The 14268-nt window shown below is 48.3% G+C and carries 14 protein-coding genes and 1 riboswitch; of the genes, 1 reads left to right on the plus strand and 13 read right to left on the minus strand.

Features of this window, described 5'->3' with window-relative positions; all coding sequences use genetic code 11:
* Positions 1 to 8 precede the first annotated feature (8 nt).
* The 11 genes from alr to KNP94_RS11125 all read right to left on the minus strand — a co-directional run bounded on the left by alr (position 9) and on the right by KNP94_RS11125 (position 11197).
* Entirely contained in the window at positions 9 to 1067 is a 1059-nt protein-coding gene (gene alr, locus KNP94_RS11075; protein ID WP_088836308.1) for an alanine racemase, read from the minus strand.
* Positions 1064 to 1996, minus strand: a complete 933-nt coding sequence (locus KNP94_RS11080) for a branched-chain amino acid transaminase (RefSeq protein ID WP_029332625.1) — start codon at positions 1994 to 1996, stop codon at positions 1064 to 1066. The genes alr and KNP94_RS11080 overlap by 4 nt, the downstream gene beginning before the upstream one ends.
* Before the next feature lie 25 nt (positions 1997 to 2021).
* Positions 2022 to 2729, minus strand: coding sequence for a 2,3,4,5-tetrahydropyridine-2,6-dicarboxylate N-acetyltransferase (gene dapD / locus KNP94_RS11085; protein ID WP_088836307.1), 708 nt, complete (start codon positions 2727 to 2729; stop codon positions 2022 to 2024).
* Entirely contained in the window at positions 2716 to 3462 is a 747-nt protein-coding gene (dapB, locus tag KNP94_RS11090; protein ID WP_088836306.1) for a 4-hydroxy-tetrahydrodipicolinate reductase, read from the minus strand. Before dapB ends, dapD begins: the two co-directional genes overlap by 14 nt.
* Positions 3459 to 4340, minus strand: coding sequence for a 4-hydroxy-tetrahydrodipicolinate synthase (gene dapA, locus KNP94_RS11095; RefSeq protein WP_088836305.1), 882 nt, complete (start codon positions 4338 to 4340; stop codon positions 3459 to 3461). The genes dapB and dapA overlap by 4 nt, the downstream gene beginning before the upstream one ends.
* Before the next feature lie 22 nt (positions 4341 to 4362).
* Positions 4363 to 5355, minus strand: coding sequence for an aspartate-semialdehyde dehydrogenase (locus KNP94_RS11100; protein WP_215115647.1), 993 nt, complete (start codon positions 5353 to 5355; stop codon positions 4363 to 4365).
* 12 nt (positions 5356 to 5367) lie between these two features.
* Entirely contained in the window at positions 5368 to 6567 is a 1200-nt protein-coding gene (locus KNP94_RS11105) for an aspartate kinase (protein WP_029332620.1), read from the minus strand.
* Between the two features lie 112 nt (positions 6568 to 6679).
* Positions 6680 to 6858: riboswitch (Lysine riboswitch) on the minus strand.
* A gap of 71 nt (positions 6859 to 6929) precedes the next feature.
* On the minus strand, positions 6930 to 8300 hold the full coding sequence (argH, locus tag KNP94_RS11110) for an argininosuccinate lyase (protein WP_214845860.1): 1371 nt from the start codon (positions 8298 to 8300) through the stop codon (positions 6930 to 6932).
* Positions 8297 to 9502 (minus strand): argininosuccinate synthase, encoded by a 1206-nt coding sequence (locus tag KNP94_RS11115; RefSeq protein WP_088836302.1) that lies wholly within the window; start codon positions 9500 to 9502, stop codon positions 8297 to 8299. The genes argH and KNP94_RS11115 overlap by 4 nt, the downstream gene beginning before the upstream one ends.
* Positions 9503 to 9623: 121 nt before the next feature.
* Complete coding sequence (locus KNP94_RS11120; RefSeq protein WP_088836301.1) at positions 9624 to 10052, minus strand: GNAT family N-acetyltransferase; 429 nt, start codon at positions 10050 to 10052, stop codon at positions 9624 to 9626.
* A complete protein-coding gene (locus KNP94_RS11125; protein WP_088836300.1) occupies positions 10049 to 11197 on the minus strand; it encodes an alanine--tRNA ligase-related protein in 1149 nt (382 codons plus the stop codon). Before KNP94_RS11125 ends, KNP94_RS11120 begins: the two co-directional genes overlap by 4 nt.
* Before the next feature lie 127 nt (positions 11198 to 11324).
* Here KNP94_RS11125 and phnF point away from each other — a divergent pair, with 127 nt between their 5' ends.
* Positions 11325 to 12059: a phosphonate metabolism transcriptional regulator PhnF gene (gene phnF / locus KNP94_RS11130; protein WP_088836299.1), complete on the plus strand. Its 735-nt coding sequence runs from the start codon at positions 11325 to 11327 to the stop codon at positions 12057 to 12059.
* Positions 12060 to 12570: 511 nt separating this feature from the next.
* Here the strand turns inward: phnF and KNP94_RS11135 are convergent.
* Positions 12571 to 13671 carry an LCP family protein gene (locus KNP94_RS11135; protein WP_215115648.1) on the minus strand — a complete coding sequence of 367 codons (1101 nt, stop codon included), beginning with the start codon at positions 13669 to 13671 and terminating at the stop codon, positions 12571 to 12573.
* Between the two features lie 278 nt (positions 13672 to 13949).
* A partial coding sequence (locus KNP94_RS11140; protein ID WP_215115649.1) for an RNA-guided endonuclease TnpB family protein occupies positions 13950 to 14268 on the minus strand: 319 nt, incomplete at its 5' end.

The following is a 14268-nucleotide window of genomic DNA, read 5'->3' on the forward strand; positions in this document are numbered from 1 at the left end:
GTTCCTCCTTATAGATAACGGTGTGCCAATCGCCATGAGCGTGCACACATCTGTTCCGAATTATTTGCCGTTCCCGTCCGTGTGATGTCGTCGATTTCAATTCCGTCCCCGTACAAGACGACTTCATCCCCGACTTCGACTGTCGAATCAACGGCAACGAACGTATGGCTCATGAATAATTTACTAATGATTGAATACGGTTTCCCGTGAATCAATACAGGTAAAGCGGACCGCCCTCGGACGACACCATCACCATAACCGACCGGTAAGACGGCGACACGAAGCGGTTGATCCGTCGTGTAAGACGTACCGTATCCGACGTGTTCGTCCGCCCCAACTTCACGGATTTCAACGACTTCTGTCGTCATCCGTAATGTAGGGACTAACCAGTCCATCTTTTCAATCGGTGAATAACCGAACAAAAAGATACCGGGACGAACATAGTTACAAAAGGCGAGGCGCTCGTCATGTTTGACGATCGTCGCACTATTTTCAGCATGCATGTACGTAAATTCATGTTGTGTCTGGACGACGTTCGCAATCGCTAAGAAACGCTCGACTTGTCCATCATGGTCCGCTCCCGGCTCGTCTGCGAGCGGAAAATGTGTATATAGCCCTGTCAAACAGAGCTGTTGCTCCTGCACTACTTCAAGGACTGCTTGCGCTTCTTCAAGTGAACTGACACCAAAACGGTTCATCCCGACATTGACCTTTAAATGGAGTTCGATGTTCGAAAGGTCTGCTTGATACCGCTTCAACCAATCTACCGACGGGATTCCAAGCGCGATGCCATAGTCTCGAGCCGCCTCGAACTGAGTCGCTGGATTCATCGCTAAGACATAACTGTCTGGAAAATTCGTTTTAATTTCAATTGCCTCATAAACTTCAGCGACAGCGAAATGATGCACGCCCGCTTCCATCAATGTCCCGACCATTTCAAGCATACCTAAGTTATAGGCATTATTCTTCACCACGGCGAAAATCTGTTTTTGCGATCGAGCGAAGACCGATGCGACATTTTGTCGCACCGCTTCCCGATCGATTGTTACGCGTGTACGTGTATTCATTCAGCTACCGCTGGTGTGACGTGTGTCAACCAGTCTGCATATTGCGGGAGTTGTCCTGAGACCGTTTGTCGGTAAAGCTCGAGTAATTCATCCGCGACAGCCCGTGTTCCGCCGTTGATTGTAATATGGTCGATTTCACCAACACTCGTGATTTCTGCCGCTGTCCCTGTTAAGAAAATCTCGTCTGCGACATACAGCTCGTCACGCCCGATATGACGTTCGACGACCGGGTACCCTTGATCTTGCGCGAGGCGCATGATGACTTGACGCGTGATGCCGTCAAGGACAGAACAGTCGAGAGACGGCGTGTAGATTGTCCCGTTTTTCAACATGAACAAGTTCGCGACACTTGCCTCACTGACATTACCGTTCATATCGAGTGCGATTGCTTCGTCAAATCCATCACGAAGGGCTTCGCCTTTTAAGAGTTGTGAGTTCATATAGTTCGCAGCGGCTTTCGCTTGCATCGGCATCATCGTTGACGATACCCGACGGTAAGAGGCGACTTTCGCACGAATGCCGACACCTTTATCGAAGTATTCACCAAGTTCCCAACATGAGATGCCGACGTGAACCGTCGTATCTTTTGCCATCAAGGCTTGCCACGGTGTACCGAGGAAAACGAATGGACGGATGTAACAAGACTCAAAGCCATTTTTCGCAACGAGATCAATCGTTGCCTGGACAAGTTCTTCCACTGTATATGGAATCGTGACGTGATAGAACGCGCAACTCCGGAAGAGACGTTCGATGTGTTCCGTCAATTGAAAAATTGCCGGACCGTCAGGCGTCGCGTAAGCACGAATCCCTTCGAAAAAACCACTTCCGTAATGAATCGCGTGTGACATGACGCTCGTATTCGCTTCTTTTGGATCATGAAAAATCCCGTCTAACCAAATCGCTTCACCATACTGTGTATCCACTGCCATGTGTTTTCCTCCTCTTCGACGTCAATCAGAGTGAACGTAAATCATCCACTAGTTGCGTCTTCTCTGCTGTTTTTTCGTCTTTCTGTTTGATGACGCGTGCTGGTGTTCCAGCAACGACGCTACCTGCAGGGACGTCTTCTGTGACGACACTGCCTGCTGCAACGACTGCATCTTTTCCGACACGGACGCCTTCCAAGATGACGGCGTTCGCTCCGATCAAGACACCATCTTCGATGATGACCGGTGTTTTTGAAGGTGGCTCAAGGACACCTGCGACCACGGCACCTGCGCCGACATGAACGTTTTTCCCAATCGTGCCACGTGCTCCGACGACGGCGTTCATATCAATCATTGTACCATCTCCGATCGATGCACCGATATTGATGATTGCACCCATCATGATGACGGCGTTATCGCCGATGACGACATGATCCCGAATCCACGAACCCGGTTCGATTCGCGCATTCAAGTGACGTGTGTCAAGCATCGGTACAGCACTGTTCCGACGATCGTATTCGACGTGGACGTCCGTGATTCGGTCTGAATACTTTTCTAAGAAAGTCGCAGCAAGTCCTGCATCTGCAAAGAAAATTTTTGATTCATCCGATCCGAAAGCTGTCGCCCCTTCAATCGTCAAGCCCGCTAAATCGCCATTGACGTAAAGTTTGACCGGTGTCTGTTTTTTAGCATCTTTAATGAATTTCGCAATTTCGTAAGCATCAGTTAGTAACATGTGAATCCTCCTGTGAGTAGAGCGTCTCTAACGTGTAGAGTCCCGCCGATTTTTGAATGAGTGCTTCGGCTGCTTTAATCGCACCTGAAGCAAATACTTTTTTTGATAATGCCGTGTGCTTGATTTCAATCAATTCATCGACCCCGGCGAACAACACTTCATGTTCACCGAAAATTGTTCCACCACGCATCGAGTGCATGCCGATCTCAGACGCTTGGCGTTTTTCCCGTGTCGATTCACGTTCATAGACCGGCTGGACGTCACGGAGTTCTTGAATCGTCCGCAATAAGAGTTCTGCCGTCCCGCTTGGTGCATCGACCTTTTGATTGTGGTGCTTTTCTAATAGTTCGATATCGAACGAACTGGCGAGTGGTACGAGCACCTGTAACAATTGCTGCATCATCGCGATCCCGAACGACATGTTGTACGACTGAAAAATTGGAATTTCAGTCGAAGCGTCTTTTATCGTTTGTAACTCCGCTTCCGAAAATCCGGTCGTCGCGATGACGAGCGGTGTTTTCGTTTTGAGGCCATACGCCAGTAAATCCGGCAACAAGCTCGGGTGAGAGAAATCGATGATGGCATCGACTTCTTCTGTTAGCTCGGACACCGTTTGATACGAAGGAATTTTCTCCGCTGACTTCGTCTGATCGATAACGGCGACAACTTCAGCGGGTGCCAATTCCTCGACATAATGCCCTGTCGCACCATATCCATGAATGGCAAGCTTCATCGAACCACTCCTTTATAAGCACGCATCGTCTCGAGTAAGTGTGCATGCCCGGCTTCGGATTGGCGAACGAGCGGCAAGCGTGGTGCACCGACTGCAAACCCGACTTCTTCGAGTGCTGCTTTAACAGGAATCGGGTTGACGTCACTAAAGATGGCTGCGATGACAGGCATTAAATCACTTTGAATGCGTCGTGCCGTCACTAAGTCGTTTGCGAGCACGGCTTCAGCAAGCGCTTGTGTTTCTGCCGGGTACGGGTTCGACAGGACCGAGATGACACCTTGTGCTCCCCATGCCATGTACGGCAGGATTTGATCGTCGTTGCCACAGAAGACTGCAAAACCTTCGGGGAGTGCCGTCATCAATTCACCCATGAAACTGACATCCCCGCTCGCTTCTTTGAATGCTTGAATGTTCGGATGCTCCGCGAGTGTTACAGCTGTCTCAACTGCAATCGCGACACCCGTCCGTGAAGGTACGTTGTATAACATGATGGGTAATTCGACAGCATCCGCGACTGCGGTAAAGTGAGCAATCAAACCGGCTTGTGACGTTTTATTGTAATACGGTGTCACGAGCATCGCTGCATCCGCTCCGAGCCGCTGAGCCGTTTTCGTTTTTTCAATCGTCTGTGCCGTATTGTTCGTTCCCGTACCGGCAATGACCGGAACACGACCTGCCGTGACACGGACTGCTGTCTCAAGTAACGTTTCGAACTCTTCGCTCGAAAGCGTCGATCCTTCACCTGTCGTCCCGGCGACGACGAGCGCTTGGATATTGGCTGCAAGTTGCTGTTCAATCAACTGTTCAAAAACGACTAAGTCGAGTTCACCTGCTGAATTGAACGGTGTCGCTAGTGCTGTTCCTGCTCCTTTGAACATGTTAAATTCCTCCTTAGTATGATTAAGAATGGATGCCGTTTTCTAAAGCATGACGCGCGACCTGGACTGCATTTGACGCCGCGCCTTTTCGAATGTTATCCGCGACACACCACAGATGGAATGTGTTCGCGAGCGTTTGATCTTGACGAATCCGCCCGACGTACACTTCGTCCGTCCCGCTTGCATCAAGCGGCATCGGGTACTGATTTCGCGAAACATCATCAACCAGTACGACGCCTGGCGCGTCAGCAAGTGCTGTGCGAATCGCTTCGACCGTCGTCTCGTTTGAAAACGTCACGTTGATTGCAACCGAATGCGAATTTGTGACGGGAACACGGACACACGTCGCACTGACCGGTAAGTTCGGTTGGTTAAAAATCTTCCGTGTCTCGTCAATCATTTTTTGCTCTTCTTTCGTGTACCCGTCTTCTAAGAAGACATCGATATGCGGCAAGATATTATCATGGATCGGGTGCGGATAGTTGACCGGTTCTTCACCGCGGCTGCCTCGCGCCAAGTCCTCAATTCCTTTTTGACCGGAACCGGAGACTGCTTGATACGTCGTATACGTGATTCGTTCAAAACCTAAGTGTTTGAGTGGTGCCAGGGCAACGACGGATTGAATCGTCGAGCAGTTCGGATTAGCGATCAGTCGGTCGGTGCTGCTGACCGCTTCCGGATTGACTTCTGGTACGACGAGCGGAATCGTCTCTTGCATCCGGAAAGCACTTGAATTATCGACGACAAGTGTTCCGTGTTCTGCCAGCAAGGGGGCATACTGTTCACTGATTGCTCCACCGGCTGCGAATAATGCAACGTCGATCCCGTGATGGATGATGTCTTCCGATAAAGCTGTAATCGTCACGTCCGTTCCATTAAACGAAACGATTTTTCCTGCTGATCGTTCTGAAGCATACGCCGATAGTTGACCGACTGGAAAATCGAGTTCCTTCAAGACTTGTAACATCTTTTGTCCGACGGCGCCTGTCGCACCGATGACTGCTACGTGGTACATGTTCATTCCTCCTTACAGGCTAAACGCGTTCGCGATCGCCGCGACCGTTCGTTCGATATCTGCTTGTGCGATTGTATACGAGATACTGATTTCTGATGTCGTGACTTGATAAAACGTGATGTTCTCGGCACGGAACGTCGCAAATAATTTTGATGCGACGCCCGTTGCGTCACGCATTCCGATTCCGACGACCGATAACTTGGCATGCTCGTTATGACGATCGACTTTAACGGTCGGAAAACGATCGATGATATCTTTCAGTGCCTCTTCGAGAAACTCTTCTTCATCGAGTGGACAAGAGAACGAGAGGAACACGTCACTATCAAAGGTCGTTTGACTGATCATGTCGATATTGACATGGCGATTCGATAACAATTCAAAAATGTCGGCGACTGCTGAATTGGTTTGTGGAACGTGTTTGATTGAAACCGTCAAAACATTTTTCGTTACACTGACGCTCGTGACTGCTTTTTGTTCCATCGTTTCTGTTGCCTCCATGATCCAAGTCCCTCTTTCCGATTCAAGTGTTTTCCCAACAAAGATATGCACGCCGTATTTTTTCCCGAGTTCGACGCTGCGCATCTCCATGACCTTCGATCCCAGTGCACTCATTTCCATCATTTCATCATATGAAATTTGTGGAATCGGCTGTGCCGCTTGATGAATCCGCGGATCCGCCGTATAGACACCGTCGACATCTGTATAGATTTCACAGCGCTTATCAAGGACGGCCGCTAAGGCGACAGCCGTTGTGTCTGATCCACCACGACCGAGTGTCGTAACATCCCCGAGCTCGTTGACACCTTGGAATCCGGCGACGATGACGACATCATAGGTTTCGAGTTTCTTTCGTAACAAGTCCCCGTCAATTTGTTTAATCTTACTTTTCGTATGAACCCCCATCGTGCTGATTCCTGCCTGCGCACCTGTTTGTGATAAGGCTTTTACTCCGACGGAATTTAAGGCGATGCTGAGTAACGAAATCGTTTGTTCTTCGCCGATTGCGAGCAATCGATCGAGTTCACGTCGTTCAGGACGATCCGTGATTGCTTGCGCTTGTGCGATGAGCGAGTCTGTCATCTTCCCCATCGCAGAGACGACGACCACTAATTTTTCACCTTGTTCTGTCCGATTTTTTAAATAATTCGCAATTGACTGAATCTGTTCGACAGTCGCGACCGAGCTACCACCAAATTTAAGTACAGTTGTCACAATCCTATCTCCTTTGTCCCGAAACAGAAAAAAACGACGGGCCGGTAGGAGCGTTCCTACGGCCCGTCGTTATCACGATCGGACAAACGAAGACAAAGTCTTTCGTTCTTTTACGTAAGATAGCGCTCCGAAACATCGGTTTCGGCAGTACAACGGATCTTAACCGTTGTACCAGCAAATGAGAAGAAGCATCTTTCTCATTCACTTCGGCGGATTTCCCCTTTCACATCACTCAGCATGCTCGCTTCAATAAATGATGTTACTGATGTCATCCGCGCCTCTATCTGTCGGTTGTTAGTTACAGTTATAGCAAACATTTTTTGTTAAATCCAGTCATTTGCTAAAATTTTTTCATTTTTCCGTTAATCCGCGAGTTTTTTCTTCGCTTGATCGAGTTGTACAGAAACAGCAGCAAAACCTGTCCCGCCGTAACTTCCTCTTCTTGCTACTGCTTGCACCGGGTCGAGGAGCGGATAAACATCTTCCGCGATGACGGAGTGGAACGTTTGATACGTTTCAAGCGTTAAATCTTTTAAGAAACAATTCGTCTGAACACAATGGAGGACCGCTTTTCCGACGATTTCATGCGCTTCCCGGAAAGGAACACCTTTTGTGACGAGATAATCTGCTAGTTCCGTCGCATTCGAGAAGTCTTGCATTGTCGCCTTCTTGAGCGCTTCTGTCTTAAACGTTGCTGATTCGAGCATTCCCGTAAAGATTTGAACGGATTGTAAAACGGTATCTGCCGTATCGAAGACACCTTCTTTATCTTCTTGCATGTCTTTATTGTAAGCGAGCGGTAATGCTTTCATCGTCGTCAGGAACCCCATCAGGTTTCCATAGACACGCCCTGTTTTTCCGCGAATCAATTCAGCGAAGTCCGGGTTTTTCTTTTGTGGCATCATGCTCGAACCCGTTGAAAATGCATCTGACAATTCGATGAATGAAAATTCTTGCGACGCCCAGATGATGATTTCTTCACAAAAGCGTGAGAGGTGCATCATGACCGTCGAAGCAATCCCGAGATATTCAATGACGAAGTCACGGTCCGATACAGCATCGAGGCTGTTCGGATAGACGTGCTCAAATCCGAGCAGTTCCGCTGACTTGAAACGGTCAATCGGGAATGTCGTCCCGGCGAGTGCCCCAGCACCGAGCGGCGAAATCCGAATCCGTTTCAAATTATCTGTCAGACGATCTACGTCACGGTCGAACATCCAAAAATACGCGAGTAGATGGTGTGCAAGTGAAATCGGTTGTGCCCGCTGTAAGTGGGTATACCCCGGCATGACGGTTTCGATGTGTACATCCGCCTGTTCCGTAATCACCGTCTGCAAGTTGCGTAGGCTTTCGATTAAATCAACCACATGTTGTTCCATCCACAAATGTAAATCCGTCGCAACCTGGTCATTCCGACTTCTCGCTGTATGCAACTTCCCTGCGACCGGTCCGATTTGTTCCGTCAGCAACCGTTCGAGATTCATGTGGATGTCTTCGTCAGCAAGCGAATAGACATGTGTTCCAATCGAAGCTTGTAACGTCTTGAGACCCGCTTCGATTTTTTTCCATTCCGTCTCTTCTAGGATACCTTGTTGATACAACATATTGGCATGGGCGAGACTTCCTTCTAAATCAACTGCCGCAAGCTTTTGGTCGAATGAAATCGATGCCCCAAACGCTTCAGCCTGAGCGGAAGCCCCTTCTGTAAACCGTCCGCCCCAAAGTTTCGTCATTTTGTCACGCCTTCCTGCCGATGAACACTTGCGTGTGTCGCAATCGCAAGACCGTGCAATTTAATGAATCCTTTCGCTGCTTCATGATCGAACGCATCTTCTTTCGTATACGTCGCAAGCTTCTCGTCATAAAGTGACACCGGTGACTGACGTCCTGTGACCGTCGCATTCCCTTTGTAGAGTTTGACCCGTACTTCGCCCGTGACGTCTTGTTGCGTCGCTTTTAAGAATGCTTTCAGACCTTTCGTTAACGGTGCGTGGAACAAACCGTTGTAGATTGTTTCTGCATATTGTTGACTTAAAATCGGTTTGAAGTGAGCGACGTCTTTCGTCAATGTGATGGTCTCGAGTGCGGCATGGGCTTTTAGCAAGACCGTTGCTCCCGGGCATTCATACACTTCCCGCGATTTGATTCCGACGAGACGGTTCTCGACGTGGTCAATCCGTCCGACACCATGTGCTCCGGCGATGATGTTGAGTTCTGTAATCAACTTCGCCAGTGGGTAGACTGTTCCGTTGATTGAAGTCGGAACACCCGCTTCAAAACCGATAATGACTTCTTCTGCTTGATCCGGTGCTTCTTCCGGTGCGACCGTCAGTGCATAAGCATCTTGCGGCGGTTCTGTCCAAGGGTTTTCAAGGACACCACATTCGTTACTCCGTCCCCAAAGGTTCATATCGATTGAATATGGGCTGTCGAGATTGATTGGAATCGGGACATTGTTGTCTTTTGCATAAGCGATTTCCTCTTCACGTGACCATTTCCATTCCCGTACAGGGGCGATGACTTCCAGTGAAGGATCGAGTGCTGCGACCGAAACTTCAAACCGGACTTGGTCATTTCCTTTTCCTGTACAACCATGTGCAACGGCCGTTGCCCCATGTTGATGCGCAACTTCGACGAGCTTTTCAGCAATCAGCGGGCGAGACAGTGCCGAAATCAGTGGATACGCGCCTTCGTAGTGGGCGCCGTATTGAAGTGCTGGTAAGACGAATTCATTTGCGAATTCTTCTTTGACATCAAGAACAATCGATTCGACGGCTCCGACGAGCAACGCTTTTTCTTTGATGACAGTCAAATCTTTTCCTTCGCCGACGTCCATACATAAAGCGACGACATCATAATCCTTACTCAACCATTTGATTGCCACCGATGTATCAAGTCCCCCAGAATACGCTAAAATTAATTTTTGTTTCGTCATTATTAATTCCTCCCTGATTTCGAATTCATCTGTCTGTATAAAAATTCATTATGAATTATATATATACATAGACTTTCAAAAAAAGAAACCCTTTTTACAGGATTTCTTTAAAATTTCTCAATTAAACTTTCTTTTCCATCGTTCGGTGTGGGATGCCGGCATCATCAAATTCGTCGGACATGATGTTGTATCCTAAGCCTTGATAAAAAGGAATCGCTTGAACTTGAGCACCAAGCGTCAAGATGCTCCGACCCTCTCGTCTCGCCACGCGTTCCATTGCTCGCATCAGCTCACCGCCGTAGCCTTTCCCACGTGTCGCAGCTAGCGTCGCAACACGTTCGACCTTCATCCGTTGATCGTCGTAGGGACGTGTCCGTCCTGTCGCGACAGGGCGATTTTGTTCGTCAAGGACAAGCAAGTGAATCGCTGTTTCGTCATGGGTATCATATTCAAGATTACGAGGAACCCCTTGTTCTTCGACGAAGACCCGTTCGCGAATCATTCGGACTGCTTGGTGCTGCTCTGCTGTTTTTACTTGAATCACTGTCATGTTACTTGTTCCTCCTTCAATCGTTCTATGTAAGCAACTGCATCCTCATGCGTGTTGAACATCGCCTGTGCGACGTGCTCGCTACCACCACCACGTCCATTGAACGTCTTCAAATGGACTTTGGCAAATTTCCCAAGGTGGACCGGACTTGATCCTTGCATCAATAATTTTTTAGCTGATTCGTTCCAAATGAGTCCGAGACGTCCTGCTTCCGCAATCGCTTTGACTAGTCTTTCAGAGAATGGCAATGCCTCGTCAGCATGGTTTACGAAAATCCAATCCTCCGTCGACGCCAGTAGTTTATTGAGTTCCGTACGGACATGTGCGGCTTGAACTGTTTCAATCATCCGATTCAAGCGAACGACATCTTGTTTTAATTCTTCGACGGCTTGCGGCAGCTGCTCTTTTTTAGCCGATAACAATTGAGCGGTTTCACGCAAGGCACGTCTTTCCTTCGTTAACAACTCAAATGCGCGCCCTTTCGCGACGTACATCAGTCGAATATTCCCCCGAACCCGCTCCTGCCCTGTCAAGATAATCAATTCTAAATCAGCTGTCGATTCGAGGTGTGTTCCTCCACAGGCGCTATAGTCCAGTTCACCGATTTGGACGACACGAATCTTTCCTGTCACTTGGGGTGTTTTACGTAAAGGCAGTGCGAGTGCCGCCGCCTCGTCGTACTCGTTCGCCGTAATCGGTAACGCCGATGTAATGACGTGGCGCAATCTTTTTTCAAGACGCGCTTGCAAGGCATCATTCCATTCACCTGCTTCAATATCTAGTGTCGATTCTTCAGAGCCCGTCCGAAAACTTAATGTCTTGATATTGAACTCGTCCTGCAAAATCGCTGAGATTACGTGTTGCGCCGTATGTTGTGCCGCATGATCCGTCCGAACGGCGTCATCGATGACGCCCGTAACAGTACCTTCGATTTTTTGATCAACTTGATGCCACACGATACCGGCTTTAAGTTGAACGTCACGAACCTTCAAATCGTTTAATGTCCCTCGATCCGCCGGCTGTCCGCCACTCTCCGGATAAAAATAACTTTCTTCTAAAGCAACCCAGTATCCGTGTTCTTCTTTAACATCCGTCACGCGTGTCACGAACTTTCGGACCGCAGGATAAATTTGCTCCAGTCGCATGTCTACCCCACCTTTCTCAATCTATTCATTTGCTATTATGCCATATTTCGCCTAGTATCGTTTGTCGACTTGTCTATTTCCTAGTACACTAGATGAAAGACTATCGACCGCGAAGGGACGAAATGCCGTGATTCAGCACATCAATAAAAATTCACCACTCCCCATCTACTATCAAATTGAAGCTGCATTAAAACAACAAATCGAAGGCGGGGTGTTGCAACCCGGCGATTTAATTCCTTCTGAACGCGAATTTGCTGAAGCCCATCAAATTAGCCGGATGACCGTCCGCCAAGCCATCACGAATCTTGTCAACGCCGGCTATTTGATTCGTCAAAAAGGACGCGGCACATTCGTTGCGAATAAAAAAATCGTCATGCAATTATCTGGACTGACAAGCTTTTCGGAAGAAATGGAACATTTAGGGCTCGAACCTGCAAGCGAATTGTTGTCGTATCAGATGATTGCTGCCGAAATGACGATTGCCAATAAACTCGGAATTCGTGAAGGCGCGACCGTGTATGAATTGAAGCGACTCCGGATCGCTGATGAACAAGCGCTTGCGCTCGAGACCGTCTATATTCCGGAACAGTTGTTACCTGGATTGAATCAGGATGTTGCGACGGCGTCACTCTATGCTTTTGCTGAAGCAAGCGGACTCAACCTCGGTCGTGCAAGCCAGACGTTCGAATCACGCCTCGCGACAAAAGAAGAAGCGCAACATCTCGGACTGACGACAGCTGCGCCCGTCTTGTCGGTTGAACAATTGACTTTCCTCGCGACGGATCAACCGTTCGAGTATGTCATTTCTGCTTATCGGGGCGATCGCTATACGTTTACTGTTGAAATGGAACGCCGCCGCTAATGTTTAATATCACAAAAAGACCCTGCCGCAAAAGCCGGCAGGGTCTTTCAGCGTGTAGACAAAGTGATATCTGAAAATAAAAGTGTCTTTTTTCGTTGCTTTCCTCGGGCGAGGCGCAAGCCGTTACTCCTTGGCCCTCACGGCCAACGAGCAGGGTCTTGCCTGCCTCTGAAAGTGCGTTAAAAACGCACTTTTTCCCGTAGGAGTCAACGAAACATGACGCTTTTTAGGTAATACCGTGACGGAAGGCCGGGCATGAAGACGGTTTAGAGCGCCGCGATTCGTCTCGAATCGCTTAGAACCGCGAAAAGCAATCGGTCGCGACCCTGCAGCTTTGCTGTAGCGGCGCGGAAGATTGCCGCTTTGAAGACGAGGCGAGACAGGGAAGCGCGAACTGTTGCTTCTCGATATCACATTTTTACGTTTCATAAGAGTTTGCCTACAGTTTAAAAGACCCTGCCGCAAAAGCCGGCAGGGTCTTTTAAATCGTTATCGAGAATCAAACTTACACTTATTGAATCGTCGAATCGGTTTCTGTCGTTTGGTCCGTTTCCGCCGGTAACTCTGTTTCCTCTTTAATCGGCGCAACTTCTTGCCCCTGCATGGCTTGCGCTAAATTATTTTTGACGAGTTCTAATTGATTCGGATCCAGATGGTACTCCCATTTCCCACTGATTCCGATATAGCCTTCTCCAGCAAGCTGGTATTCCGTCGTATTTTGTAAAGCTGTCGTGTAGTCCGCGAGGCGCGTGTAGTCATTTGGACCTAAGTTTGTCTCAACATTATCTCCGACTGCGTTCAAAATATCACGGTATGCACCGAGTGAGCGGAAGCTTGCGGCTTCTTTTGCAACGGCTTGGATGACTTGCATTTGCTTTTGTCCACGACCGATGTCACCGAGTGGATCATCATGTCGGTTACGAACATAAGCGAGTGCTTGTTCTCCCGTCAGGTGCTGCATCCCTTTTTCCACGGTAATCGTATCTGCCTTACGTGCAGAATCTTGTTCTTTAAATGCATAACGGACGTCAAGGTCGACACCGTTTAATGCATCGATCAATTGAACGAATCCTTGGAAATTTACTTTGACGACATGATCAATTTGAATCCCGAGAAGATTCTCCGTTGTCTCACGCGCTAACTTAATCCCGTTGTATGAGTTCGATTGATCCATCGAACCAAAATAATGCGCGTGGGTAATCTTATCTTGTTCGACCCCTGTTTTTCCATAAGGTACATCATAGTTCGAGTAGTCGATGTTGACGAGTGAATCACGCGGAATACTCGTTAAAACGAGTTGCTCCGACTCTTTATTCAAGATACCGACAATCATGACGTCAGAACGTGCCGGTTCATTCCGATCTTTACTTGCTTTTGTTTCATCGGTTCCTAAAATCAAGAAGGATTCGGACGGGACATCATCATATTTCGAACTCACTTTTGAGCCGGGGATTGTAATCTGTGTTTTTGCTAAAGTTTCTTGTGTTTTTATAAAAACCGCTCCAGCATAACCAGAACCAATCACTGTTAGAAGTAATAAAAGTGCTGCTACCACTTTTGTGAACATCTTACCAGCGCTCGGTTGCCTCTTTCTTGCTGATCTCGTTTGCATGTTCAAGCCCTCATTTTCACGTAAATTTTCTGTAAAGTGCGCTAATCTCCATTATCCCTACATTTACTGAAATGTCAATTTACGATTCGATTAAACTATGACGCTTGCAACAGCATGCACTAAAGACATCGTATCTCCTAGCGAAAAAAGATGTCCGGGAAACCGCATAGCGGAATCACGTACCTCCTGTAGTCAATCATTTTTTGAACTACCTCCACCTACGCTTCGCTTAGAGGTGGAGGATTCCTGAGTGATCCGACCTAACGGTCGAAACCTGATCAGGCTAACCCCGTCGTCCCGACGGTTGAAGAAGCTAAGAGACGTTCAGCTTCTTGTTTAAGATTCAATCCTGCGTTCACATCCCGGTCGTGATGGATCCCGCAACTCGGGCATGTCCATTCACGCAAGCCAAGATGTTTCACGTCTTTGTGTTGATGCCCGCAACTGGAGCACAGTTGACTGGAGGCGAAGGTCTTGCCGACTTTCACGATGGTCTTCCCGTACCATTCCGCCTTGTATCCGAGCATGCGGAAGAACTCCGACCAACTGACCTCGGAGATGGACTTGCTCAACTTGCGATTCTTCTGCATGTTCTTC

This window comes from Exiguobacterium sp. s80, from assembly GCF_018618725.1.
Classification (GTDB): Bacteria; Bacillota; Bacilli; order Exiguobacteriales; family Exiguobacteriaceae; genus Exiguobacterium_A; species Exiguobacterium_A oxidotolerans.

Coding starts and splice junctions, on each gene's coding strand:
- alr (WP_088836308.1), bottom strand. CDS start 1,067: ATGAATACACGTACACGCGTAACAATCGATCGGGAAGCGGTGCGACAA.
- KNP94_RS11080 (WP_029332625.1), bottom strand. CDS start 1,996: ATGGCAGTGGATACACAGTATGGTGAAGCGATTTGGTTAGACGGGATT.
- dapD (WP_088836307.1), bottom strand. CDS start 2,729: ATGTTACTAACTGATGCTTACGAAATTGCGAAATTCATTAAAGATGCT.
- dapB (WP_088836306.1), bottom strand. CDS start 3,462: ATGAAGCTTGCCATTCATGGATATGGTGCGACAGGGCATTATGTCGAG.
- dapA (WP_088836305.1), bottom strand. CDS start 4,340: ATGTTCAAAGGAGCAGGAACAGCACTAGCGACACCGTTCAATTCAGCA.
- KNP94_RS11100 (WP_215115647.1), bottom strand. CDS start 5,355: ATGTACCACGTAGCAGTCATCGGTGCGACAGGCGCCGTCGGACAAAAG.
- argH (WP_214845860.1), bottom strand. CDS start 8,300: ATGACGAAACTTTGGGGCGGACGGTTTACAGAAGGGGCTTCCGCTCAG.
- KNP94_RS11115 (WP_088836302.1), bottom strand. CDS start 9,502: ATGACGAAACAAAAATTAATTTTAGCGTATTCTGGGGGACTTGATACA.
- KNP94_RS11120 (WP_088836301.1), bottom strand. CDS start 10,052: ATGACAGTGATTCAAGTAAAAACAGCAGAGCAGCACCAAGCAGTCCGA.
- KNP94_RS11125 (WP_088836300.1), bottom strand. CDS start 11,197: ATGCGACTGGAGCAAATTTATCCTGCGGTCCGAAAGTTCGTGACACGC.
- KNP94_RS11135 (WP_215115648.1), bottom strand. CDS start 13,671: ATGCAAACGAGATCAGCAAGAAAGAGGCAACCGAGCGCTGGTAAGATG.